The sequence below is a fragment of the Streptomyces sp. NPDC004539 genome (assembly GCF_040610055.1).
Classification (GTDB): domain Bacteria; phylum Actinomycetota; class Actinomycetes; order Streptomycetales; family Streptomycetaceae; genus Streptomyces.
In genome coordinates, this window is record NZ_JBEXLS010000048.1 from 26205 (window position 1) to 50966 (window position 24762).

General features: G+C 66.9%; 18 protein-coding genes. 12 read left to right on the forward strand and 6 right to left on the reverse strand.

Features of this window, described 5'->3' with window-relative positions; all coding sequences use genetic code 11:
* The first annotated feature begins 233 nt into the window (after positions 1-233).
* The 6 genes from ABZX85_RS48330 to ABZX85_RS48355 all read left to right on the forward strand — a co-directional run bounded on the left by ABZX85_RS48330 (position 234) and on the right by ABZX85_RS48355 (position 5428).
* Positions 234-899 carry a pentapeptide repeat-containing protein gene (locus ABZX85_RS48330; RefSeq protein ID WP_355884721.1) on the forward strand — a complete coding sequence of 222 codons (666 nt, stop codon included), beginning with the start codon at positions 234-236 and terminating at the stop codon, positions 897-899.
* A 741-nt stretch (positions 900-1640) separates the two neighbouring features.
* Complete coding sequence (locus tag ABZX85_RS48335) at positions 1641-2630, forward strand: aldo/keto reductase (protein ID WP_355884723.1); 990 nt, start codon at positions 1641-1643, stop codon at positions 2628-2630.
* Positions 2631-2789: 159 nt separating this feature from the next.
* Positions 2790-3023 carry a hypothetical protein gene (locus tag ABZX85_RS48340; RefSeq protein WP_355884725.1) on the forward strand — a complete coding sequence of 78 codons (234 nt, stop codon included), beginning with the start codon at positions 2790-2792 and terminating at the stop codon, positions 3021-3023.
* A gap of 161 nt (positions 3024-3184) precedes the next feature.
* Positions 3185-4783, forward strand: coding sequence for an MDR family MFS transporter (locus ABZX85_RS48345; RefSeq protein ID WP_355884727.1), 1599 nt, complete (start codon positions 3185-3187; stop codon positions 4781-4783).
* A 137-nt stretch (positions 4784-4920) separates the two neighbouring features.
* Entirely contained in the window at positions 4921-5202 is a 282-nt protein-coding gene (locus tag ABZX85_RS48350; RefSeq protein WP_355884729.1) for a hypothetical protein, read from the forward strand.
* Between the two features lie 16 nt (positions 5203-5218).
* Complete coding sequence (locus ABZX85_RS48355) at positions 5219-5428, forward strand: hypothetical protein (protein WP_355884731.1); 210 nt, start codon at positions 5219-5221, stop codon at positions 5426-5428.
* A 36-nt stretch (positions 5429-5464) separates the two neighbouring features.
* On the opposite strand, the gene ABZX85_RS48360 is transcribed toward ABZX85_RS48355, so the two are convergent.
* The 5 genes from ABZX85_RS48360 to ABZX85_RS48380 all read right to left on the reverse strand — a co-directional run bounded on the left by ABZX85_RS48360 (position 5465) and on the right by ABZX85_RS48380 (position 13005).
* Entirely contained in the window at positions 5465-8011 is a 2547-nt protein-coding gene (locus ABZX85_RS48360) for a sugar-binding domain-containing protein (RefSeq protein WP_355884733.1), read from the reverse strand.
* An 847-nt stretch (positions 8012-8858) separates the two neighbouring features.
* Positions 8859-9005, reverse strand: coding sequence for a hypothetical protein (locus tag ABZX85_RS48365; RefSeq protein WP_355884753.1), 147 nt, complete (start codon positions 9003-9005; stop codon positions 8859-8861).
* 8 nt (positions 9006-9013) lie between these two features.
* Positions 9014-9286 carry a hypothetical protein gene (locus ABZX85_RS48370; RefSeq protein WP_355884735.1) on the reverse strand — a complete coding sequence of 91 codons (273 nt, stop codon included), beginning with the start codon at positions 9284-9286 and terminating at the stop codon, positions 9014-9016.
* Between the two features lie 328 nt (positions 9287-9614).
* Positions 9615-11879, reverse strand: coding sequence for a LuxR C-terminal-related transcriptional regulator (locus tag ABZX85_RS48375; RefSeq protein ID WP_355884736.1), 2265 nt, complete (start codon positions 11877-11879; stop codon positions 9615-9617).
* A 571-nt stretch (positions 11880-12450) separates the two neighbouring features.
* Positions 12451-13005, reverse strand: a complete 555-nt coding sequence (locus ABZX85_RS48380; protein WP_355884738.1) for a signal peptide protein — start codon at positions 13003-13005, stop codon at positions 12451-12453.
* A gap of 1553 nt (positions 13006-14558) precedes the next feature.
* Between ABZX85_RS48380 and ABZX85_RS48385 the strand changes: the two genes are divergently transcribed.
* The 6 genes from ABZX85_RS48385 (at position 14559) to ABZX85_RS48410 (ending at position 23783) form a co-directional block, all read left to right on the forward strand.
* Positions 14559-15320 carry a DeoR/GlpR family DNA-binding transcription regulator gene (locus ABZX85_RS48385; RefSeq protein ID WP_355884740.1) on the forward strand — a complete coding sequence of 254 codons (762 nt, stop codon included), beginning with the start codon at positions 14559-14561 and terminating at the stop codon, positions 15318-15320.
* 81 nt (positions 15321-15401) lie between these two features.
* Positions 15402-16757, forward strand: a complete 1356-nt coding sequence (locus ABZX85_RS48390; RefSeq protein ID WP_355884742.1) for a sugar ABC transporter substrate-binding protein — start codon at positions 15402-15404, stop codon at positions 16755-16757.
* Positions 16758-16839: 82 nt separating this feature from the next.
* Positions 16840-17799, forward strand: a complete 960-nt coding sequence (locus tag ABZX85_RS48395; RefSeq protein WP_355884744.1) for a sugar ABC transporter permease — start codon at positions 16840-16842, stop codon at positions 17797-17799.
* Entirely contained in the window at positions 17796-18677 is an 882-nt protein-coding gene (locus ABZX85_RS48400; RefSeq protein WP_355884746.1) for a carbohydrate ABC transporter permease, read from the forward strand. Before ABZX85_RS48395 ends, ABZX85_RS48400 begins: the two co-directional genes overlap by 4 nt.
* Positions 18674-19663, forward strand: coding sequence for a zinc-dependent alcohol dehydrogenase family protein (locus ABZX85_RS48405; protein ID WP_355884748.1), 990 nt, complete (start codon positions 18674-18676; stop codon positions 19661-19663). Before ABZX85_RS48400 ends, ABZX85_RS48405 begins: the two co-directional genes overlap by 4 nt.
* 460 nt (positions 19664-20123) lie before the next feature.
* Complete coding sequence (locus ABZX85_RS48410; protein ID WP_355884750.1) at positions 20124-23783, forward strand: hypothetical protein; 3660 nt, start codon at positions 20124-20126, stop codon at positions 23781-23783.
* A gap of 54 nt (positions 23784-23837) precedes the next feature.
* On the opposite strand, the gene ABZX85_RS48415 is transcribed toward ABZX85_RS48410, so the two are convergent.
* Entirely contained in the window at positions 23838-24587 is a 750-nt protein-coding gene (locus ABZX85_RS48415) for a transposase family protein (protein WP_355884752.1), read from the reverse strand.
* Positions 24588-24762 lie beyond the last annotated feature (175 nt).

The following is a 24762-nucleotide window of genomic DNA, read 5'->3' on the forward strand; positions in this document are numbered from 1 at the left end:
GTCCAGGGAAGACTGATCGGACTGACACGTAGAAGCGCCAGGGGCGACCCTGGCGGCCTTTCTCGGTTGAGCCTGCACCGCCGTGCAAATCTACAGAGAGAGGCCCTCCAGCGGGCATCCAGGGGCCTTGATGGGTCATTTTGAAGATCCCTGCGGATGGCATACCGTAGCCATTGCTCCCACCCCCTCTGCGTCGGATTCTGTCGCACCCTTCCCATTCCCATGGAGAGCCCATGAGTTCCCTGGTGCCCACACCCCGCGAACTGATCGATCTGCCATACGCCCGCTATCTTGAACCTTTCCACGGCAATTTGAACCGAAGTGAAATTCTGGACAGCGCCCACGTCGATGGCGTCACCTTCGAAGACATGGACGCCGATTATTTGCGTGCTGGCGAGTCCGTCTTCACCTCGGTGATGTTTTCCGCTGGCCGGATGAGGCGAGCTCGCCTCAATGATGTGTGGTTGCACACGGTGCGCTGGGTGGCTACCGAACTCGGCGAGGCCGAGTGGACGGACGTAGAGGTCCGCTCCGGATCGCTATCGGGTCTGGAGCTGATCAGTTCGAAGATGCGGCGGGTCACCTTCTACGAATGCAAGTTGGACTCGGTGAACCTGCGGGCGGTGAACCTGCGGGACGTCTCCTTCGTCGACTGCACCCTGCGTAATGTCGACTTCGGTGGAGCAATCTTGACCAACGTTACGTTCCCGGGGTCGAAGCTGGAGGGCGTGCAGTTCACCAAGGCGCGCATGAAGGACGTGGACCTTCGCCAAGCGGTTGAGCTGGGGATCACCGACGGTTTCAGTTCGCTCGGCGGATCCATTATCAACTCGGTACAGATGATGAATTTTGCCCCAGCCCTGTGTCAGGCGCTGAATATCACTGTAAAGGACCGGTGAGCTCTTAGCGGTGCGAACCAAGAGTCGCGCTGCTCCCTGAATCTAGGCAGGTATTTCCGTCCTGTCCTCACATTTTGGTTCGGTCAAGGTCGACGCTTTCCGATGGGCCGCCCCTAATACGTCGCCACCGTTTTGACCACAGGTCACGTCCCCGGTCGTGGTGTAGTCGATCACGACCCGCGGCCTCCGGTCATGGGGCCGGCAGGCATGTCCCGCCATGGGGTGCCAGGCAGTTGTCGCCGGTCGCGGCGGGGCGAGCCCCAACAGGCCGTCCGGCAAAATCGATCAGGGCCGCGACCTGGGTGTTCCGCTTGCTTGATCGGCTACACCACGTGCCGGGGTACCACCTCGGACGCGCTCGGCGACCGACGCGCCGACATGGCACTCGTCTACCACTTCAACACCCAGCAGCCCCCGTCGAGTTGGGGAGCCGTCGCAGTCCGCTGCACCTACCAACCGACGCGCGGCGTGTCCAGAAACCGCCGAACGGGTCTACGCCGACTCCACCGGCTTTCGGACCAGTGAACTCGTCGGCCTCCGGGCCGAGACCGAGGGGCCGTACGGCGACCTTCTTCAAGACTTCAAAATCAACGAGGATCGCTACGGTCACAGTGCCAGAAGCGGGTCATCTGGGAATGGTTCACGGGATCATATCGCCGCACCGAACAGTTCGGTTTGACAATGGACCGTGAGAATCCTATGGTCAAACCACACAGTTTGGTTTGCCTCCGGGAGGGTGACATGCAGCTCAGGACACTTGGCAACCAGGGCCTTGAGGTCTCGGCGATCGGCTACGGCTCGATGGGCCTGACCATGTCCTACGGCCCCACCGACGAGCAGGCGGGTGTCGCCGCCATCCACCGTGCCTACGAGTTGGGCGTCACCTTCTTCGACACCGCCGAGCTCTACGGCATGGGCACCGGCTCCAACGAGATCCTGCTCGGCAAGGCGCTCAAGGACGTCCGCGACGACGTGGTGCTCGCGACCAAGTTCGGCTTCGACTTCTCGTCTCCGCCGTCGGAGCAGGGGCTCGGTCTCAACAGCCGGCCCGAGAACATTCGCAAGGTCGCCGACAACAGCCTGCGCTACCTCGGCACCGACCGCATCGACGTGTTCTACCAGCACCGCGTCGACCCCGACGTACCGATCGAGGAGGTCGCCGGGGCGGTCAAGGAGCTGATCGACGCGGGCAAGGTGAAGTACTTCGGCTTGAGTGAGGCCGGCCCTCAAACCATCCGCCGCGCCCACGCCGTACAGCCGCTCTCCGTCCTGCAGACCGAGTACAGCCTCTTCGAGCGCACCGTCGAGCAGCTCTTCCCTGTCCTCGCGCAACTCGGTATCGGCTTCGTGCCCTACTCGCCGCTGGGGCGTGGCTTCATTACCGGCTCCGCGAAGCCCGCCGACGAGTACGACCCGACCGACTACCGTAACCACGACCCGCGCTGGCAGCCCGGGAACTTCGAGAAGAACGCCGAGGCCGTCCGCCGCCTCGGCGAACTCGCTGAGGCGAAGGGTGTCACGGTCTCGCAGCTGGCCCTAGCCTGGCTGCTCGCTCAGGGCGAGCACATCGTGCCCATCCCCGGCACCCGCAGCGCCACCCGGATCGAGGAGAACGCCGGCGCCGCCGACGTCACCCTCACTCTCGCCGACCTCGCCACCATCCGGGACATCCTCCCCCACGGCGGCTTCGGCCCCCGCTACGCCAACCAGGCCATGCCCACATGGGTCTGACCTGGGGCACCCAGACCATCACGTCATCCCGTGCAGGCCGCACCGCCGGGACGACCGCCTGAGAGCGGTCGTCCCGGCGGTGTTCTCTGGGCGTACCACGCCACGTACTGCGGGGTGACCAGGAACGGACGATACGGAGCTGCCCGTCAGTCGAGGGTGATGTCGGCGCCGGGCAACCTGGCGTGCTCATCGACCGAGGACGAGAAGCGTCGGCGGGCGCTCGGGCTTTACCCCAGGCTGCTGGCTGCGGCCGGTGCCACGGCCAGTCGGGTCGCCGTAGAGCACTGGTGCGTACGGCAGGACGAGATCGCCTTCGCGGACGTGTTCCGGGAGGTGTTCCAACAGTTGGCCGCAGGGCTGCCAGAACCGCCATCCCAGCCCGGCCGGAGCTGACCTGGTCACAATCCGACGCTCCCCCCTTTTAGCCCTTCGCGTACAGCCGCATCGCTTGGCCGTGCGCCCCTGCTCGTGCGGCCGTGCCCCGCCCACCGTCCAACTTTGAAAGAGACGATGTGAATTCAATAGCAGCGTCGGAAGAGACGTCACCTACCTCCATGTCTAACCGGCAGATTCTCCAGGCCATGTCCGGGCTGATGGCAGGCATGTTCGTCGCCATTCTGGCCGGGACCGTAGTCTCCAACGCACTGCCGCGGATAATCGCCGACCTCGGGGCCAGCCAGTCGTCCTACACCTGGGTCGTCACGGCGGAACTGCTGGCCATGACGGCGACAGTGCCGTTGTGGGGCAAGCTCTCCGACCTCTACAACCAGAAACTGCTGCTCCAGCTCTCCCTGGGCATGTTCGTAGTCGGCTCGCTGCTCGCAGGCTTCTCCCACGACGTGGGACTGCTGATCTTCAGCCGTGTCGCCCAGGGCGTCGGCGCGGGCGGGCTCACGGCTCTGGCCCAGGTCGTGATGGCCGCCATCATCCCGCCGCGCCGTCTGGGCAGGTACGCGGGAATCTTCGGTGCGGTCTTCGCTGTCGGCACCGTGGCCGGGCCGCTCATCGGAGGTGTCCTCGTGGACACGTCCTGGCTGGGCTGGCGCTGGTGCTTCTTTATCGGAGTTCCGTTCGCGCTGCTAGCTATCGTTCTACTGCAGGCCACCTTGAAGCTGCCCACTGTTCGCCGCGAGGCGAAGATCGACTTCCTGGGCGCCTTCTTCATCGTCGCAGGCGTGTGCGCGCTGCTGATTTGGGTCTCGCTGGCGGGCAACCAGTTCGACTGGGGGTCCTGGCAGACCGCCGCGCTGACCGGTGGGGGACTGGTGCTCCTGGTGGCCGCGGTCTTCGTCGAGTCACGGGTCGCCGAGCCGATCATCCCGCTGGGTATCTTCCGCAACCGCACCGTGTCACTGACGACGCTGGCCAGCCTACTGGTCGGTGTGGCCATGTTCGGCGGCACCGTCTTCCTCTCACAGTACTTCCAGGTCTCCCTCGGCAAGTCCCCGACGATCGCGGGCCTGATGAGCCTGCCCATGATCCTCGGCCTCCTCATCTCCTCCACCGTTGCCGGGCAGATCATCAGCGCCACCGGCCGCTGGAAGATCTACCTCGTCCTCGGTGCCGTCGCCATGACCGTCGGCCTCGCCCTGCTCTCCACGATCGGCGCTGAAACTCACTTCGGTCTGCTCAGCATCTACATGGCGGTGATGGGGATTGGCGTCGGGATGCTGATGCAGAACCTCGTTCTCGCTGCGCAGAACGACGTACCTGCGGCCGAACTCGGGGCTGCTACCTCGGTGCTGTCATTCTTCCGCAGTTTGGGCGGCACCATCGGCACTAGCGTGCTCGGCGCGATCCTCGCCAATCGCGTCGCCACCGAGATGACCAAGGGCCTGAAGGAGGCGGGCGTCCCAGCCGGTTCCGGACGGAGCGCTGGTCATGGCGTACCGGACATGACGACGCTGCCCGCTCCGATGCGCGAGATCGTGGAGCAGGCGTACGGAGTCGCCACGGGTGACCTTTTCCTTGTGGCCACGCCGTTCGCTCTGCTTGCGTTGATCGCCGTGCTGTTCATCAAGGAGAAGCCGCTGAAGGACACCAGCGGCATGGAGCGGCTCGCTCAGGAGTCTGACTCCGTTGTAGGTGAGAAACTGATCGCTCCTCGGTCCGCCGAGGCTGGTGCCGGCTCGTCGTCGGCGCAAGTCGGCTAACAGGGGGAGACAATGCGAGAGGGGTGACGGGACACCGTCACCCCTTCTTCGTTTTCACGCCGAGGCTCCATCACTGCGCTCGACCACTACCGGCAGTTCGTTAAATCCGGTGGTGGACCCTCGGTCTCAAGGGCGCGATGTCGGAGGCCGAACTCCACCTGATCCGCTCCCGGTTGACCGCCGGACCCAAGCACAAGGCGGCAAGGGGCGAACCGCGTCAGGGCCTGCCGGTCGGACTCGACTACGACGAGGACGACAAGGTCCACATCACCGCGGACGAGGCCGTGCGGGAGGCGATCGCGACGGTCTTCCGCCCCTTCGACGAGCTCGGCTCCGCCCGCCAGACGCTGATCAGCCTGCGCGAGGACCACCTGAAGCTGCCCCGGCGCCGCAACATCGAAACAGGTCACATGGGCTGAGGCAACGTATCCGGCCGTGCACGACTTCCTGACGAACCCCGCCTATGCCGGGTGTCGGCGGTGGAAGGCGACTTGGCCCGGGGATGGCCCGAATCTTGGTCTAGGAGACGCGACGCGGACCATCCCGTCAGGAAGGCAGGTGTACAACTTCCACAACGTCGATGTGATCAGTTTCGAAGCGGTGAGGGTGATCGGCATGGCATTCGTCGAGGACTTGCGGAAGTGATCTGGCAAGCCCATGTCGAGTGCGAAGACCGGGTCCTCATGTCGAGAGAGGGATGAGCCCGCCCGTCGTGGTGACCGGCACGGACGTCACCGTGGCCGTGGCGGTGGCGAGCCCACTGCGCGTGGCCCGTACGGTGATCGTGCCTGCGGTGCGGGCCGTGCGGACGAAGATGCGGTTGATGCCGGCCTCGGTGTCGACATAGGTCTGAAAGACGCTGAATCGCTTGCCGGGATTGTGGCCGCCGAGCAGTCGGCCGGGGCCCGTGACGGTGAAGTCGACGCGTGCCTGGTCGGTGGGGACGCGCCGGCCCTGTGCGTCAACGGCCTCGACGTCGAGCATCACGACGTCCGTGCCGTCGGCCTTGAGACCGTCCGGCGATGTGTGCGGGGTGAGTCTGAGTGCCACCGCGGCTCCTGCGGTCTGCTTCTGCGTACGGACCACCTCGGCGCCGGTGTGGTCATGGCCGACGGCGGTGATGGTGCCGGACTGCCAGGCAATGCCGGGGAAGGTGTAAAGGAAGTCGTACTGTGGCGTGCTCGACGATCCGACCCGGCTCCCGTTGACGAGCAGGTCCACGCGGGCGACTCGGGCCGCCATGACGTATACCGTCTTCGTCGTGCCGGACGGGTAGCTCCAGTGGCCGATGACATGGATGTCGGGTGCCGGGTTCTGCATGACGCGATAGGTGTGGTAGCTCTCCTTGGGGATGCGGACGGCGTCCACACGGCCCGACAGACGACAGGTCTCCCAGTTGTACTGACGGCCGTGCTGGTTGGAGTCCGCCCAGGTCAGCGCGGCGGCGCCGGAGTAGCGCCGGTTGCCGGGGCCCTGGACTCGCTGGCTCCAGAACTCGTGGCGCAAAGAGGCGGCCAGGGGGCCGGCGAAGTCCTCCGAGGTCCAGTTGTAGGTGACGTCGGGGCCGGTCACGTACCCGAAGTCGGGTGGCGAGGCACTGTCCCACACCCGGCGAGGGGCTTCGTCCCGGGTGTACTCGGACTCGATGATCGGCATCCGATCACGGGCGTAGTCTGAGTAGTGGCGGTTGAGCATCGTGCCGATGTACTCACACTGGTCGACGGCCGCCGTGCCGCCGTACGCCACGTTGTCGGAGGTGGCACGAGAACCGATGGCCCGCGTCCCGTACGGGTCCCACGTCTGCTTCAACTCCCGCATCTGCTGTTGGTGTTCGGCGGTGAGCCAGTTGTTGCCGGACTCCCAGAACAGGATGCTGGGACTATTGCGGAAGTAGATCATCACGTCGCGCATCAGTTCGATGCGCTGCTCCCACTGGTGTCCTTTGGCGTCGGACTCCTTGTCGCCGGCGGGCTGGATACTGACAAGGCCATAGCGGTCGGTCATGCGGATATTGGACGGTTGCGCGGCGATGTGCATCCAGCGGATCAGATTGGCATGGCTCGCACGGATCAACTCGCCGTCGTGGGCGCGCAGCCACTCCGGTACGGCGTCGCCCAGCACGGCCCACTCGTTGGTGGCCCGCTGCGCGTACCCGGTGAGCCACACGAACTGGTCGTTGATGTAGACGCCGCCCGCAGCCGCGCCCCCCTTGAACTCCGCCTTGCGGAACCCGGTGACCACGGTATGGGTGTCCACCGTTGTGGAGCCGTCCGCGAGGGCCAGTCGGACCGCATAGAGAGCCGGGCGTGAGGGTGACCAGAAGGCCAATTTGCTGATACGGCTGCTGAGTTTCGCCGTCTGCGTGGCACCGGCGGCCACGGTGAGGGAGACGGCAGGGAGCGTGCCCACTACGGTGCCGGAGGAGTCGAGGAGTTCCGCGGAGACGGTGAGGGTGCGGGCGGTCGTTTCCTCGTTGCGGATCTGCGCCTCGGCGTTGATGGTCGCAGTGCGGCCGGAGACGTTGACGGCTGTCGGGTAGACGTAGGTGCCGGTGGTGCGGAGGTTGGAGTACAGCGGCAGGGTGAAGTAGGTCTTCGGCAGGACGTGCAGAGTCACGTTCCTGGTGAGCCCGCCGAAGGTGGGGTTGAAGTCGCGGGTGTCCCACTGGTACGTCGTACCGGTGGCCGCCTCAGGGCGCCACTTGGTGTTGTCCGCGCAGATGGCGAGCACGTTGTCGGTGCCGAAGAGGACCTTGTCGGTGAGGTCGAACCCGAAGGGCGTCACGCCGTGCTCGTACGTGCCGATGAGGGAGCCGTTGAGGTACACGGTGGCTGCCTGGCGGATTCCCTCCAGTTCCAGGAGCACCTTGTGGCCCGCATGGGCGGCCGATAATTGGAAGCGCTTTCTGTACCAGGTGGGCTGCATGGCCACGGACGATTCGCCGGAGCTGCTGATCCAGTCGTCGAACGAGTCGACGTCGTTGTAGGTGTGCGGCACGCTGACAGTAGTCCAGGCCGAGTCGTCGTACGTCGGCTGCTGCGCTCCGGAGACGTTCTGCTTGATGAACTTCCAGTCCAGGTTGAGGCTGTACGCCTGCCTGCCGGAGGCTGCGGCGGCTGCGGCCTGCTGCGGAGGGGCGACTGACGGGGTGAGCAAGGTCGCGCCGACGGCGGTGGCGCGGAGGAGCGTTCGCCTTCTGACCTCGGTGGGCGGCTCTGCGGGTGCCATTCGGGCTCCAAAGGTTAGGGCCATGAGAAGTCGAGCACGCTGGCGTGAAAGCGCTTCCATACTGATTGATCACCTTGCGATCGGCAAGGTTCTGTCCGTTGCTTCGAGCGCCTGGTCCGCGCCGGGTCGGTCGTGTAGGCGAAGTCCACGACGACGTGAGCATTCAGTGCCGGTCGTCGGTCCGTGGCTGTGCCATACGTCGGCGCATTCGCGTGATCATCGACCACTGGATCGTCGCCTCGCTGGAGGCGGGCATAGCTTCGTAATCGCGGCCTAGTCAGGCGGGAGTGCATCAGCCATGCGGTTGGATCGGCCGCGCGGCGAGGTGCCTGTCGTGGCCGGCGACCAACCGGCCGCATCATCGGGGGCGCCAGCGGCTCACTGCCGCGTCCTGGTGCGGTCTACAGGTGGCTGGCGGGCAGTGGCCTTCATAGGCGCCGCTCTAAGGAGCTTCACCCTCCGCATCTGGGCGATCGGCAGCCGAGGACCACTCGTGTCCGCCACCGACAGCGCGCTGCTGCCCTCCATTCGCCAGTGGCAGCAGGCTGAAGCCGGGACGATCACGCCGTCCCGGCTCCGCCATGGTTCACCGCCCGGGGCGAGCTCGGGGGTCGGTTGGAGTTCACACCGGCTCCGGCTGATTGCCTCAAACTCCGTAGGCCCGACGTAGTGACTTCAGCAGCCGCATCAGCTCGGACTGGGACAAGGTCATCGCCTGCTCCTCCGGTTGAACTGGCCAGTTCACCAGGGAGACTTGTGCGATGGCCTGCCCTTGCTCAGGGCGCATGCACGGTCAATGGATGCTCGCCCCGGGCAGGACATCCGCGCGTTCCGGTACCCGGCCCGGCTACACCACTTCATGGGACGCGATCAGGATCGTGCCGTAGTTGTGCCCCTTGCGCAGCCCGAACTCGTCCACCCCCAGCACCCGCGGCGTGGTGTTTTCGGGCTCCGGCAGTCGGCGGATCAGCCGCAGCAGCGTCGACCTGCTCACCCCGGCCGTCAGGGTTTGGGGCAAGGGGCGCCGGCCCGACCGGCCAGCATCACCGCCAGGCGTTCAAGCACCGTCTGCAGACCTGTACTTCGCCGCCCGTGCCGGAAGGTGAGCCCGTCGACCTGTTCGGCGAAGGTCGCCTGCGGGCAGGCACGTTCACCGCAGCGCAACCGCCTCACCTGTAACTCGATCAGTACCCGACGGCCGCCGACCGCGCTGTCAGCGAGCCGGCGCACGTACCGGCTGTGCACCCGGACGATAGCGTTCCGCACGCCGGACACGCGGCATGCTCCGCACCCGTCCGAGCCCGGACGATCACCAACTCGCCTTCGCACACGGCGTTTTCGACCTCGACACCCTCGACCTGGTGAAACCACAGGTCCTGGAGGAGCACATCACCCACGGTCTCGTTCATGATCGCGGTTTCGGTGCCCCTCCATGGCCCTGGCACTGAAAGTGATCCAGAACCACAATTCAGCCGTCGCCGACACGGGCGTCCGAGGCCGTCGGAGCGGATATCGATGCAAGGAGCATCGCTGGCAGCCGCCGCCTGCGCGATACGCACTTCTACCCAAGGGGCGGCAGCTTGGAAAGTGGGTATCGGGGCTACTACTGAGTGGGTAGCGGGTTCGCGGACCACCAGGAAGCGATCTGAGCGCGGGAGCCGAAGCCGAGTTTGCCGAGGATGTTCTGGACGTGCCGGTCGGCAGTACGCGGCGAGAGCGTGAGTGTGGAGGCGATCTGCCGGTTGCTCAGACCCTTGGCCACCAGCGCCGCCACTTCACGCTCCCGGCAGGTCAGCGGGCCCGGAACGGCGCCTGACAAGGCCATCTCACGGGCAGGGGCCAGTACGTACTGTAGGGCCCGAACGGGACTGTCCTGGCGGCCGCCCTCCGCGAGCGCCTGCATGTACGCCGTCGGTCCCAGGGCATCTGCGGCCGCTTTCTCGCAGTGCGTGTGATGTTCGGCCATTCGTGGTCCGAAGGCATGGATGGAGCTGCCGGCCTCTTTCCACAGGGCATCGGCAGCGCCCAGCAGCCGGGCCGCCCTATCGTGGGCGCCGCCGGAAGCGGTGGCCCAGGCGAGCAGTTCAAGCATCCGAGCGATCATCGCGCAGTCGTTGAATCCCTGCATGTTCTCCAGCGCGGACCGGGCCAGCGCCTTGGCCGCCTCTCTGTCACCACGCTCCCAGGCATAGTGGCCCAGCGCCATCAGCACCTGCGCACGGCCCCACCGCTCCCCACTCGCCTCGAAGGCGGCGATCACCTGCCTGCCCGTCTCCGCCGCACGGGGGTCCCCGGCATACGCCTGGACACAGGCCAGCGCAAGATGCCAGGAGGTCGCTTCACGCTCGTTACCCAGCACCGTCAAAGCGGCCGTCGCGTCCTCATACCGGGCGATGCTTTCCTCCGGCTGCCCCCGGTAGTGGGCTGAAACGCCGCGGAAGCCGCCCACCTGGGCGCGCATCGCCGGGTCGCCCAGTTCCTCGGCCAACGCTTCGGCCTCGTCCAGCCATCGGTTGGCCGTCGCGAGATCGCCCTGCGTCTGCGCCACCCAGGCCGCGCCGAGGAGCGCCCGGCCCCGCGCCGGTGTGCACTCAGGCGCCGCCGCGAGCGCCCGGTCGAACTGCCGGCGCCCCTCACCGAGGAAGCCGCCAACACACCAGTGGAAGCCCAGAGCTGAGGCCAGCGTGAGCGTGCCCTGCGGGTCGGCGCCGTAGTCCAGGGCTGCCAGGAGATTGGTGTGCTCGGCACGCAGCCGGTCCAGGGCGTGTGCCTGGCCGGGGCCGAACCAGCCCTGATCGACTTGCTGGGCCAGGGCGAGGAAAAAGTTGCGGTGCCGCAGCAGCAGATGCTCCTCATCTCCGGAGGCGGCGAGCTCTTCCCGCCCGTACTGCCGGATGGTCTGCAGCAACCGGAAGCGCGGCAGGCCCTCGCTCTCGACGGTGAGGACGACGGACTGGACGACCAGCCGGTCCAGGAGGTCCAGTACTTCGTGCTCCGCGATGCCGTCCCCTGCGCAGACGTTCTCGACCGCGTCCAGATCGAAGCCCCCGGCGAAGACCGACAGCCGGTTCCACAGCAGACGCTCGGCTGGAGTGCACAGCTCGTAGCTCCAGGCGATCATCCCGCGAAGCGTGCGTTGGTGCGGCCGTGCGGTCAAACTGCCGCCTGTGAGCAATACGAAGCGGTTCTCCAGCCGGCCCACCATCTGGTCGACTGTCAGGGTGCGCAGCCGGGACGCGGCCAGTTCGATCGCCAGCGGCAGCCCGTCGAGGTCGGCGCACAGCCGGGACACCTGCGTCTGGTTCGCATCACTGATCCGGAACCCGGGGCGGACAGCGACGGCCCGGTCCTGCAGCAGACCCGCCGCCTCCTTCGGAGACAACGGGGGCACGGTGTAGAGGTGCTCGCCCGTGAGACCCAGCGCATGACGGCTCGTCGCCAGGATCTGCAGCTCGGGGGCGGCTGAGAGCAGAGCGTTCGCGAGCTCGGCACATGCGCCGACCAGGTGCTCGCAGTTGTCCAGCACGATCAGCGCCCGCCGCTGAGCCATGTGCTCCGCGAGCTGCTCCGTAACAGGCCGGGCACCCAGGTCCGACACCCCCAGCGTGGTCGCCGCCACACCCGCCACTGCGGCCGGATCCTGTACCGGGGCCAGATCCACCAGCCACACCCCGTCCGGGAAGGCATTCGCCGACCCGGCAGCCACCTCCAGTGCCAGCCGCGTCTTACCCACACCGCCAGGCCCGATGAGCGTCACCAACCGCGCCGTCCCCTGCAGGCCACCGATTTCGGCGACCTCAGACCGTCGGCCGACAAAGCTGGTGAACGGCGTGGGCAGATTCCCCGCCCGTGATGCCACAGTGGTCATGGCTCTCGCATCTCATTCTTGGCGAAGTCGAGCAGGCCGAACTCCGCGATCACATCCTGGATGAATCGGCCGACCGCGTCAGCGTCACTGATGTCGCACTGGCCGCACCGCGCCGTACCGCCGGATGCGCGCTTGCATCATTCGTCGCTGTGCCAGCCGACGTGCAGGAGGACAGCACCCCAGCCAGCTGCAGCGCCGTCAGTCTGACATCACGGCCTGAGGCTCTGGGGGGCAGAATTTCCTCCTCTTGACGATTCTCTGCCAGGGAAGAATCCTTTACTATTTGCTTAATTTTTCAAGCAGCGGCAGATTTCTCAACAAGGGCAGCTCGATGCTTGCCGCGCCCGGTTCCCTCAATGCAGCAGTGATCGCACTGGTGCCTTCCTCGGCTCCGTCGGTGCACCCTGGCACTGGTGCACCGACGGACGTCCTAACCGCACGCGCCAGAGCAGAGGTCCCGGCAATCATCGATGCGAGCTCACAACTGCGAGGAACCCAGGGAGGTCGACCTCGAATCCGGCTGTGAACTGGGCCGCAGAGCAGGCCCAACTCGGCCGAATGGTCAACGCTTTCAGCCGTAGAGTGCGAGTCTCGGGTGCACGACGCCCTGGGCGTTGGAGGTGATCACAGTGACGCGGAACCGCTCCACGAGGGTGCCGGCTGGATGCAGGATGCGCTGTGCCGCCGAGAGGTCGGTGAACAGCGTGCCCGTCTGGCTCTCGAGCGGTAGGACTTCCCAGCAGCCGTCTGGCGCCCTCCGCTCGATCTTGACATCCGAAGGGCTCAGGAATGGCCCCGCGTCCGGGGACTCCACCAAAATTTGCGGGGCAACCACTTGGCCCGCCGACGTGTCGTTGCGGTAGGAGATCGTGAACGTGTGTGACGACGCAGTTTGAAGGGGTCTGGTGGGCCGGTCAACGAAGTCCACGGGAGGTGCGACGGCCAACTGAGGCTCCGCCTCCGGTGCGGCCGAAGCGACCGGTGCTGTGCTCGCCAGCGCCGGGCCGGCGCCAGCAACCCCGATAAAGGTCGTCGTCAACGCCAGGTAAGCGGCAGCGAGACGCTTGTTCGCTATTGACATTCTGTAGATCCTCATTTTCCAGAGAGCGAGAGGTTCCTCAACCAACAGCAGTACGTGAGTTCCTCACCGGTCCGCTCCGTGACCGTATAGGAGGGTGCCGCAACGCGGGACCAGCCGATTGGACGAGAACGGCGGAGTCACTCAGGGGCTGAATGGCCGAGGTGGAATAACCTTGTGGCATCTAGTGCATGGCTCGTCAACACCACCCTTTCCACTAGAAGTTGAGACGCCGCGTCGGGTAGCGCCGAAGTCCGGGGCAGCTGAAGGTCTGCACCCAACTACCCCTGGAGGGCCTCACCTTTCGGTCAGCCATGAACGCACCTCGCCCCGTCTGCGCGCTATCTGCGCGGGCAACTGGGAAGGGCGCAGCCCGCATAGACCGACATCTGCGAGAGGGTAATGGCGCCGAGGGTGCCGCACAGTGCAGCAATCATCAGGCAATCCTGTTGACAATGCATTCCTAGCACACTCTCATGCAAAAAAAGTTGAGCAACCATGAATCTTTCGGTCGGGCGGGGCGTCCCGGCCTCAGTATGAAGTCTCGTCCTGCGTAGAGGTGTTGCCCCTGGCGACACGGATCCCGGCCGACTCCCCGAGGCGGGCAGGCGGCCTACCGCAACACGCCGCGCCAACTAGGACGGGCCTGCGGCCTCTTCGGCGATCCGAACTGCTTGAGTGCCGAGATGTGGGCGAGGGAGACCCTCTGCGCCCGTCCGGGTTCGGAGGCTCCGTCTGCACGGAGGGCCAAGGGCCAGCTGTTGATCGTGTCCGGCAGACGTTCAGACGCACCGCAGGGGGCGCGCCGCCGACCACAGAACGGTAGACGCCCCGGTTGCCGGACGACTGGATACGCACGGAAGGTGTGCGCCAGGCCAGAGCCTGGCTTTGTGAGCAGTGCGTGAGCGCGACGACCAGCATCGCAAGCAGGTCGGCTCACGGGGCGCCGAACGTCGATTCCGCGATCAAGGCGCCCATGTCCACGGCACCGACGATGGCGGCCTGGCCAGCGATGAAGGTACGTCGTGCAGACATCGAGAGGATTTGGATCCGATAAGGGGTGAGCGATGAGGCTCAGAAGGTTCAGGGACATACCTATGTCTTCACATCGCGGACGGACCAGCCTGCACCACGCCACGGCAAGAGGCCGGATCACTGCTCCCGGCAAACCGACGAACGCGCACGTCGACCGCTGTGGCCGATATTCGATCACTTTTGCATCACCAGCAACACCCGTGACAGGGAGAATTTTCTACCCCCCACCCGTTTCTCCCTCCGTAACGGAGGGCCCGGTGCGGCGGCGAAGGCCGAGCCGCACCCGGTCGGCTGTCCGAACCGGCCAGCGAAACGGCCAGTAAACGGGCACACTTCAGCCGCCGATCGGGCATCACTCTGTCGCACCGGCGTGCCCTCCATCGCATCTTCTTGGGCTTCCCCCTGCCGAGAAACGGTCATATTCGGTCATGAACTCCCTACGTCGAACCTGGCCAATATTGGCAATCGCCATGTAGAAATTTGGCCACTGAAGCCCGAACGGGACCGGGATCAGGGAAAAGCCGGCGCGGGCACAACGCGCAGAGCCGTGAAACGGAGGTGTCGCCGTGGATGCCGAGGAACGAAGACGCGGGATCCTGGAAAGGGCACGCCGTTCCGGGGCCGTGGACGTCGGACAGCTGGCAGCCGACCTCGGGGTTTCCAAGGAAACCGTGCGACGGGATCTGAGCCTGCTGGAGGGGCACGGGCTGGTCCGGCGTACCCATGGCGGCGCCCACCCCGTGGAGAGCCGGAGCTTCGAGACCACGCTCGCCTTCCGCACCACCATGCACGTCCCCGAGAAGTCCCGGATCGCGTCCGCCGCGGCCGAGCTGCTCGGGGACGCGGAGTCCGTCTTCGTCGACGAGGGCTACACCCCGCAGCTCATCGCCGCCGCGCTCCCCCGGGACCGGCCACTGACCGTGGTCACTTCCTCGCTGGCCACGGCAGGTGACCTGGCTTCCGCCGAGAACATCGCCGTGCTGCTGCTCGGCGGCCGGGTGCGCGGCGGAACGCTGGCCACGGTCGACCACTGGGCGACGCGGATGCTGTCCGGCTTTGTCATCGACCTGGCGTACGTCGGCGCGAACGGCATCTCCCGCGAGTTCGGACTCACTACCCCCGATCCCGCGGTCAGCGAGGTCAAGTCCCAGGTCCTGAAGGCCGCCAGGCGCCGGGTCTTCTCCGGAGTCCACACGAAGTTCGGCGCCGTGAGCTTCTGCCGCTTCGCGGACGTCACGCAGTTCGAGGCGATCGTCACCGACGCGGGGCTGCCCGCCTCCGAAGCACATCGCTATTCACTGCTGGGCCCCGAGGTCATCCGGGTCTAGCCGCGGTTCATCCCCGTATCCCACCCCCGCGAGCCCGGGGCCTGGTTCCGCACACCCTCGAAACACACCCTGGAGTCAGTCATGCGCACACGAAGAATGGTCCATGTTCTCGCTACGGCCACGGCCGCGGGCTCGCTGCTGGTCGCCTGCAGCGGTGCGGGCGGCTCCTCGAGCTCCGGTGGCGGGGGCGAGAGCATCAACGTGCTGATGGTCGGCAATCCGCAGATGGAGGACATCGCGAAGCTGACGAAGGACACCTTCACCAAGGACACCGGCATCAAGGTCAACTTCACGATCCTTCCCGAGAACGAGCTGCGCGACAAGGTCACCCAGGACGTCGCCACCCAGGCCGGCCAGTACGACGTCGCCACCATCGGCGCCTACGAGGTCCCCATCTGGGAGAAGAACGGCTGGCTGCACGAACTCAGCTCCTACGCCGACAAGGACGCGAGCTTCGACAAGGCCGACCTGCTCAAGCCGATGGTCACGTCCCTGTCCGGCTCCGACGGCAAGCTCTACGCCCTGCCCTTCTACGGCGAGTCGTCCATGCTCATGTACAACAAGGACGTCATGAAGACGAAGGGCATCACGGTGCCCGAACGCCCAACCTGGCAGCAGATAGCCGACATCGCGGCCAAGGTCGACGGCGCCGAGCCGGGGATGCGGGGCATCTGTCTGCGCGGTCTGGCCGGCTGGGGCGAACTCGGCGCGTCCCTGACGACCGTGGTCAACACCTTCGGCGGCACCTGGTTCACCAAGGACTGGAAGGCCCAGGTCAACACGCCGGAGTTCAAGAAGGCGACCAACTTCTACGTCGACCTGGTCCGTAAGCACGGCGAGGCGGGAGCGGCGCAGGCCGGCTTCACCGAGTGCCTGAACGCCATGAGCCAGAAGAAGGTCGCGATGTGGTACGACGCGACCAGCGCGGCCGGATCGCTGGAGGACCCGGCCTCCAGCAAGATCGCCGGTCACGTTGGCTACACCTACGCGCCGACCGTCGAGACCAAGAGCAGCGGCTGGCTGTGGAGTTGGGCGTGGGCCATGCCCAAGACCACGAAGAACGCCGACGCCGCCTCGAAGTTCATGCTGTGGGCCTCGAGCAAGAAGTACGAGCAGTTGGTCGGCGAGAAGCTCGGTTGGTCGCGCGTCCCGGCCGGCAAGCGGGCCAGCACGTACGAGATCCCGGAGTACAAGAAGGCCGCCGCCTCGTTCGGTGACATCACCCTGAAGTCCATCGAGCAGGCCGACCCGGCCAACCCCGGTGTGCAGCCCAGGCCGACCGTGGGCGTGCAGTACGTGGCCATCCCCGAGTTCCAGGACCTCGGCACCAAGGTCACCCAGGAGATCTCCGCCGCGATCGCCGGCAAGACCAGCGTGGACAAGGCACTCGACGACGGCCAGAAGCTCGCCGAGGACGTCGCCAAGAACTACCAGTGACCCACACGAACCGCCCGGCCGGCCCTCCCCCCGGCCGGGCGTCACTCCCCCCTATCCGGCCGTCACTGGCGGAGGAAAGTCCATGACCACGCTCACCGTTCCCCCCAAGACAGCGCCACCACGAAGCCGACCGCGCTCCTCCACCGGCGCCGGCAAGTGGAAGCGCCGTATCCCGCTGCTGCCGGCGCTGGTCTTCACCATCGTCGTCACCCAACTGCCTTTCGTGGCAACGCTCGTCATCTCCACCTTCCAGTGGAACATCCTCAGGCCGGGCGAACGGCACTTCGTCGGCCTGTCCAACTTCACGTTCGTCTTCACCGACGAGCGGCTGCGCACGGCGGTGCTCAACACCGTCGTACTCACCGCGTCGGTGGTGCTCATCAGCGTGGTCCTCGGCCTCGGCCTGGCGATGCTGCTCGACCGCCGGTTCCTCGGCCGGGGGCTTGCGCGGACGATGCTCATCGCGCCGTTCCTCGTCATGCCGGTCGCGGCGGCGCTGCTGTGGAAGCACGCCATCTACAACCCCGACTACGGCCTGCTCAACGGCACTCTCAACGCCGTCTACCGGCTCTTCGGCGCGGAGAACGGACCCACGATCGACTGGGTTTCCTCCTACCCCATGCCCGCGGTCGTGGTGTCGCTGGTGTGGCAGTGGACGCCGTTCATGATGCTGATCCTGCTGGCCGGTCTGCAGGCGCAGCCCGGTGACGTCCTGGAGGCGGCGAAGGTCGACGGGGCCTCGGCGATGGCCACCTTCCGCTTCATCACGCTGCCGCACCTGCGCCAGTACATCGAGCTGGGCGTCCTGCTCGGCACGATCTACGTCGTGCAGACCTTCGACGCGGTCTACACCATCACCCAGGGCGGGCCGGGCTCGCAGACGACCAACCTGCCGTACGAGATCTACCTGACCATGTTCCGCAAGTACGAGTACGGCCAGGCGGCCGCCGCCGGCGTGGTCGTCGTACTCGGCTCGATCGTGATCGCGACCTTCGCGCTGCGCACCATCGCGTCGCTGTTCCGCGAGGAGGTGTCCCGATGACCCACGCAGCCGTCGCCGCGCCCGGGGCGAAACTCAAGAAACTCATCCGCCGCCGCGACCACAGTGGTACGCCACGACTGTCGCCTCTGTGGACCTTCGTCGCCTGGCTGGCCACCCTTGCGTTCTTCGCGCCGGTGGCGTGGATGGTGCTCACCTCCTTCCATCAGGAGGCGGACGCGGCGACCAACCCGCCCAGCCCGCTGGCGCCGGTCACCTTCGACCAGTACAAACTGCTCTTCGACCGGGACATCACCCCGTTCCTCCTCAACTCCGCCATGGCCAGCGTCATTTCGACGCTGCTGGTGCTCGCCCTGGCGGTGCCGACGGCCTACGCGCTGTCCATCAAGCCGGTCGAGAAGTGGACCGACGTGATGTTCTTCTTCCTGTCCACCAAGTTCCTGCCCGCCATCGCGGCGCTGCTGCCCGTGTACCTGATCGTCAAGGACGCCGGGATGCTGGACAACGTGTGGACGCTGATCATCCTCTACACCGCCATGAACCTGCCGATCGCGGTGTGGATGATGCGCTCGTTCCTCGCCGAGGTGCCCAAGGAGATCCTGGAGGCCGCCGAGGTCGACGGCGCCGGCCTGCCCACAGTCCTACTGCGGATCGTCGCACCGGTCGCCATGCCGGGACTCGCCGCCACCTCGCTGATCTGCTTCATCTTCAGCTGGAACGAGTTCATGTTCGCCGTCAACCTCACCGCGACCAACGCCTCGACGGCCCCAGTCTTCCTCGTCGGCTTCATCACCAGCGAGGGCCTCTTCCTCGCCCGGCTGTGCGCCGCCGCCACCTTGGTCTCCCTGCCGGTCCTCATCGCCGGTTTCGCCGCCCAGGACAAACTGGTCCGGGGCCTGTCCCTTGGAGCAGTCAAGTGAGAGCCGCCGTCATCGAAGCCCCCGGCAAGGTCACCGTCACCACGGTGCCCGACCCCACCCCCGGGCCGCGCGAAGTCGTGATCGACGTGGCCGCCTGCGGACTGTGCGGGACCGATCTGCACATCCTCCAGGGCGAGTTCGCGCCCACCCTGCCGGTCGTGCCGGGCCACGAGTTCGCCGGCGAGGTCGTCGGCCTCGGCAGCGACGTCACCGAACTCGCCATCGGCGACCGCGTCGCCGTCGATCCATCCCTGTACTGCAACGAGTGCCGCTACTGCCGGACCGGCCACAACAACCTCTGCGACCGCTGGCAGGCGATCGGCGTGACCGTGGCCGGTGGCGCCGCCGAGTACGCCGTCGCACCCGTCGCCAACTGCGTACGTCTCCCGGACCACGTGGACGTCCAGGACGCCGCCCTGATCGAACCGCTGTCCTGCGCCGTACGCGGCTACGACGTACTGCGCAGCAGGCTCGGCTCCCACGTGCTGATCTACGGCAGCGGCACGATGGGCCTGATGATGCTGGAACTGGCCAAGCGCACCGGCGCCGCCTCAGTGGATGTCATCGACATCAACCCCGAACGCCTGGCGACGGCCGAGAAGCTCGGCTGCTCTCAAGCAGCCCTCTCCGCCGACGAGCTGGGGCGGCCGGGCGGCTGGGACGTGGTCGTCGACGCGACCGGCAACGCCGCCGCCATCCAGGACGGCCTGGAGCGGGTCGCCAAGGCCGGCACGTTCCTGCAGTTCGGGGTCTCCGACTACGCGACGACAGCCACCATCTCCCCGTACCGCATCTACAACCAGGAGATCACCATCACCGGCTCCATGGCCGTGCTGCACAGCTACGAACGCGCCGCGGAACTGTTCGCCACCGGGGTGCTCGATCCACAGGTGTTCATCAGCCACCGGCTGCCGCTGGCCGAGTACCCGCGGGCATTGGAGCAGTTCGCGGCCGGCCAGGGACGCAAGATCGTCGTACTGCCCTGACCTTCGGTCGGCGGCCATGTCCTTATGGCGAAATCCGTTCTGGTGGTGACCAAGATCGCGGCGGCGGCATGCATCGATTGAGGATTCTGGTGTGCATGCGGGTATGATCGCCGCCGGCGACGGCCACGCCGGTATGTGTCCGGACAGCACGAACAGCCCAAGAGCCAGCTGACCTGGTGCGGTTTGGTGCACAGGCTGTCCACACACGGCACGGCCGGCAGGTCACCGTCAAGTTCCATGATGTCGTCAACGCCGCCGCCTGGCCGGAACCTGTTTACGCCGCATCTGTGTCAAACACAGCTCTGCGAAGCGAGTTCCCATCCCCCCGGCGTGGACGAGAGGTGGTGGTCCTGTGGGGCGTCCCGAGAGGCCTGTCGACCCTGAGGCCGGTCCCATACAACGCCTGGCCTATGAGCTCCGTGAGCTGCGCAGGTCTGCGGGCAACCCCTCGTACCGGACGATGGCCGAGTCGGCGGGCTTCTCCGCCGCGTCGTTGTCCAACGCGGCAGCCGGAATACGGCTCCCGTCGCTCGCCGTGGTGCAGGGATATGTACGAGTGTGCGGTGGTGACTGGGCGGAGTGGGAACAGCGGTGGAAGGAGGCGGAAGCGGAGGATGCGGGCGCTGTACGTGAGGAGACAGAGGACGCCTCGCCTCCCTACCGGGGCCTCGCGCGGTTCGATCCGGACGACCGAGGGCTGTTCTTCGGGCGTGACCGGCTCGTGGAGGCGGTGCAGGAACTGATCAGCGGGCATCGCTTCGCGGTGTTGCTCGGCGCCTCGGGCAGCGGTAAGTCGTCGCTGCTGCGGGCCGGGCTGATCCCCTGCCTGCAGGAGCACATCGCGCGGCAGGAGAGTCCGGCGGTGGTTCGGGTTCTCACTCCAGGCGCTCAGCCCGCGACCACGCACGGACATCTGCTCGCTCCGGCGGAAGACGGGCCAGAGGGCTGGGTGCTGGTGGATCAGTTCGAGGAGGTTTTCACCCTGTGCCGGGATCGGGCGGAGCGAGCTCGGTTCATTGACATGCTGTTGGCCGCCCGGAACCCGGGAAGCCGACTGCGGGTGGTCATCGCCGTGCGTGCAGACTTCTACGCCCGATGCGCCGACCACCCGGACTTGGCGGAAATGTTGGGTCGCGTCGCACTGCTGGTCGGGCCGATGTCGGCGGACGAGTTGCGGGAAGCCGTCGTACGCCCGGCTCAGGCTCTCGGCTTCCTCGTCGAGCGGGAACTGACGGCCCGGATCGTCGAGGATGTCAGGGATCAGCCCGGAGCCCTGCCGATGCTCTCGCACGCTCTGCTGGAGACCTGGAAGCGCCGCCGCAGCCGACTGTTGACCTTGGCGGCGTACGAGGCGGTGGGAGGGGTTCACGGCGCCATCGCGGGGACCGCCGAAGAGGTGTACGGGCAGCTGTCCCGAGAGCAGGCGGTCACCGCCCGGGGTTTGCTGCTGCGGCTGATCGAACCGGGCCAGGGCACCGCCGACACCCGGCGCCCGCTCTCTCGGGACGAGTTGTACGAGTGCGCCGATCCCAACGTGCCCCTGGTGGCGGAGCGGCTGGCCCGTGCCCGGCTCCTCACCAGCGGCGAGGACGGTGTAGAGCTCGCCCATGAGGCACTGATCACTTGCTGGCCTCGGTTGCGTAGTTGGATCGAGGAGGACCGCGAGCGGCTGCGCCGCCACCGGCAGCTGACCGACGCGACACGCGCCTGGCTCGAGCACGACCGCGACCCCGGCTCGCTCTACCGAGGCGCCCGCCTGGCCCGCGCGGAGGAACTCTTCGCCGACAACTTCCAGGCCAGCGCCGACAGTAACGGGAATGGTCGAACGAGCGGCGGAGGCTCCGTACTGACCGTGCCAGAACAGGAGTTCCTCACTGCCGCGCTCCGCACACGCGAGGCGGAGCGCCGGGCTGCCTCCCGGGCCACCCGCAGGTCGCGTGTCCTCCTCTCCGCGCTCTCCGCCGTGCTAGCGGTGTCGCTGGTAGCGGGACTGACTGCGTGGCAGCAGCAACAGGACAACCAGCGTCAGCGCACCGATGCCGCTGCCCGGCGGATCGCGGATGTCGCCGACGCGCTGCGCACGACCGACCCCCGCTCCGCGATGTTGCTGGGCGTGGCCGCCTGGCGAGTTTCGCCGCTGCCCGAGGCGCGCCGGGCCCTGCTCGGCTCCCTCGACCAGCCAGAGCACGCCGTATTCACCGATCCCGCCCCCGGCGATGAGCCGACGCGCTTCCTCGCCGACTCCGGCCGCACACTGCTCAGTATCGACGGCCGCACCTGGCGGACCTGGGACGTAGTCAAGGGCCGCCGCACCGGTTCCGGACGGCTACCGGCCGGAGAAGTACTCACGGCAGGGCCCGACGCCCGGTTTCTGGCCGTCTCCGAGGACGACGGCGTCCGATTGTGGGACCGAACCGCCGGACGGTGGACGGGCGACCAGCGCCCCCTCGCTATCGAGCCCTTCGCCGGCATCGAAGTCGGACGCCACGTCCTCAGCGAAAGCGACGACGACCGTGTACGGCTGCAGTCCGTCGAGGACGGCAGGGTGTTGCTCGAGACCCGGGCGCCCGGCTTGGTGCCCCCGGCAGTGAACGCCGACGGCCGACTGCTCGCCGTCTGCCCAGAAGGCGGAGCGCCGCAAATCTGGGACACCGAGCATCGCAAAATCGTGCCCGGCATCTGGGAGCAGTCCCGGAATCTGTGCGCCGAGGAGCGGACGGCCTTCGTGTTCGGCGGTGCGCGGCTCGCGGCTCTGTCCGCTTCGGGGGTGCGTGTCTGGGATACCACCTCGGGTCGCCAGGTCGCCGACATCGACGACCACTCCGCGGAGATTGCCGCCTTCAGTACGGACGGGACCTTCCTTGCCACTGCGGGCAGTGAGGAGATCAGAGTGTGGCGGCTGTCGGACCCAGCAGTTCCGGTGTTCCGGCACTCCCTGAACAACCAGCATCTGTACGGGCTCGCCTGGGACCCGGACGATCACACCGTCCTGCGCTATCTGGAAGGCGGCACCGTCCACTGCCTTGACCTCGGAATGGCTGTCACGCCCGAGTGGCTCGGCAATCCGCTGGACGCCCTACGAATCAGCCCGGACGGCCGTACTCTCGCCACAGCAGAACGCACCGGTACGCGCTACCGCTTCGAACTCCGCGCCACGAACGACGGACATCTCATACGCAAGCTGCCATCCCCGCCGGTGCCCGTCTCACGCGATCCCGCAGATCCGATCCCCGTACAGGACACTGTCGCGCTCCTCGCGTTCAGCCCCGACGGCGGCACGCTCACGTACGGTGTCTCGGCGCCGCCCGGCCATGAAGCGGCATCCCACCGGTTCGTCGTCTGGGACCTGACCCGCGACCACAGACGTGCCACACCGGACCTGGCCGGGCCTCCGTCCGCCGGAAGCGTGGTCGCCCTGGCCGCCGGGCCCGGCGGACGCACGTTGTACGTCGGGCGCATCGCGGCCATCGGTGAAGTGATCAACGAAGCATGGGACACCACCTCGGGCCGCAGAGCACCCCTCGGCACTGACCTGGCCAGCATCCACCTGGCCGCCCACCCCAACGGCCGCCTCCTCGTCGGCGACAACCGCATCGCCCACCTTCCCTCCGGGGCAGTCGCCAGGCAGGGCCTTGTCCAGGGTGAACAGGTCGGCGCGCTCGCCTTCACCCACGAAGGTACCCGCCTGGCCGTGGGCGACCAGACCGGCCGTGTCGCGCTGTGGGACGGCACGTTGCGCCACCGCGTGGGCGTCCTGCGGAACGTCTTCCCCACCCCGCTCGGCGACACCCCCGAAGCAGTCAGCGCGCTCGCCATCAGCCCCGACCAACGCACGCTGGCCGTCGGCGGGGACGCCGGCACGCTCCAGCTCTGGGACATCGCCACCCAGCAGCCACTCGGCGGCCCGATCACCACCCCCGGGGAAGGCATCCAGACGCTCGCCTTCAGCAGCGGCAGCGACACGTTGTACGCCGGCAGCGCCCATGTCCCGCTCCAGCGCTACACCGTTGCTCCTGACAAGGCCGTCACACTGGTCTGCGCCCGTGCGCGCGGCGATCTGACACGGACCGAGTGGGATGTGTACGTTCCGGACGCCCCGTACCGCCAGATCTGCAGCTAGACGCGAGGCCGTCCCGTCGTAGCCCGGGATATCAACAGGGTTGAGTGAGCTCTTTCAGCGCTGCCGCTCCAGAGTGAGGACGGCCGCGGCGATTGACGACATTCGATTCGGACTGCACCGGGACCTACGGAAGATCCGCCACGACTTCAGTCGCGCGACGCCACGCTCGACCGGCGCCCGCGCTGCGGACAGCGCCCGGTTGACAGTTTGCTGGGTCGGCGTGAGGTCACGGCCCGGCGGGCGTCTGAGGGGTGTCGTCACCCACGGGCCAGCTCCCATGTAGGCGCGGTCGGCAAGGATAGGCACGCCCTGGCGTTCGCAGATCCGGATGATCCGGTGGGCGCGGGCCGCAGTGAGATCGTGCGCGCGACCAGGAAGAGTCGGCGAGATCCACAGCAGCCGCCCGACCGGGTCAGTCACCACCTGCACGTTCACTCCGTGTCGGCGGTGCTTGTGGGAGAAGTCGGCCCGGCTGTCGCCGACCCGGTCGCACTCCGCGAGGGTGCCGTCGAGCAGGACGTAGTCCGGATCCGCCTCGCGCAGGACGCGCAGCAGGCCAGGTGCGCGGTCGGCGAGCAGGTCGACGACCGCTGTCGTGTAGGCGTGGGCGGTACCGACGGAGATACCGAACCCGGCAGCGAGTTGGGCGAGGGTGTCGTGCCGGCGCAGGTACACCAGGCCGACCAGGGCACGCTGGTGCGGTGGGAGCTTGCAACGGCGGTCACCCTCGCGGGTGACGATAAGCATGGTGACCCACTCGACCAGGGCGTGGGGCAGGTCGAGTGCGGCAGAATACGGAACCAACGCGGCTCCTGTGCCTGTGGGTTGAGACTTCGAACACCTCCCCCAACAGCACGGGAGCCTCGTGCGTTGCGGGCATCGCTCCCGTCACCCGATCCATACCTTTCTTCGTGGGTTGATCCGGGTCATTCGTAGGATCGGGACACCCAGGAGTGCCGGGTGTGGCTGTCACCCGAGA

Excerpts from the sequence above, each read along its gene's own strand:
- ABZX85_RS48330 (WP_355884721.1), top strand. The coding sequence starts at position 234 with ATGAGTTCCCTGGTGCCCACACCCCGCGAACTGATCGATCTGCCATAC.
- ABZX85_RS48335 (WP_355884723.1), top strand. The coding sequence starts at position 1,641 with ATGCAGCTCAGGACACTTGGCAACCAGGGCCTTGAGGTCTCGGCGATC.
- ABZX85_RS48340 (WP_355884725.1), top strand. The coding sequence starts at position 2,790 with ATGTCGGCGCCGGGCAACCTGGCGTGCTCATCGACCGAGGACGAGAAG.
- ABZX85_RS48345 (WP_355884727.1), top strand. The coding sequence starts at position 3,185 with ATGTCTAACCGGCAGATTCTCCAGGCCATGTCCGGGCTGATGGCAGGC.
- ABZX85_RS48350 (WP_355884729.1), top strand. The coding sequence starts at position 4,921 with ATGTCGGAGGCCGAACTCCACCTGATCCGCTCCCGGTTGACCGCCGGA.
- ABZX85_RS48360 (WP_355884733.1), bottom strand. The coding sequence starts at position 8,011 with ATGGCACCCGCAGAGCCGCCCACCGAGGTCAGAAGGCGAACGCTCCTC.
- ABZX85_RS48375 (WP_355884736.1), bottom strand. The coding sequence starts at position 11,879 with ATGACCACTGTGGCATCACGGGCGGGGAATCTGCCCACGCCGTTCACC.
- ABZX85_RS48390 (WP_355884742.1), top strand. The coding sequence starts at position 15,402 with ATGCGCACACGAAGAATGGTCCATGTTCTCGCTACGGCCACGGCCGCG.
- ABZX85_RS48395 (WP_355884744.1), top strand. The coding sequence starts at position 16,840 with ATGACCACGCTCACCGTTCCCCCCAAGACAGCGCCACCACGAAGCCGA.
- ABZX85_RS48400 (WP_355884746.1), top strand. The coding sequence starts at position 17,796 with ATGACCCACGCAGCCGTCGCCGCGCCCGGGGCGAAACTCAAGAAACTC.
- ABZX85_RS48410 (WP_355884750.1), top strand. The coding sequence starts at position 20,124 with ATGGCCGAGTCGGCGGGCTTCTCCGCCGCGTCGTTGTCCAACGCGGCA.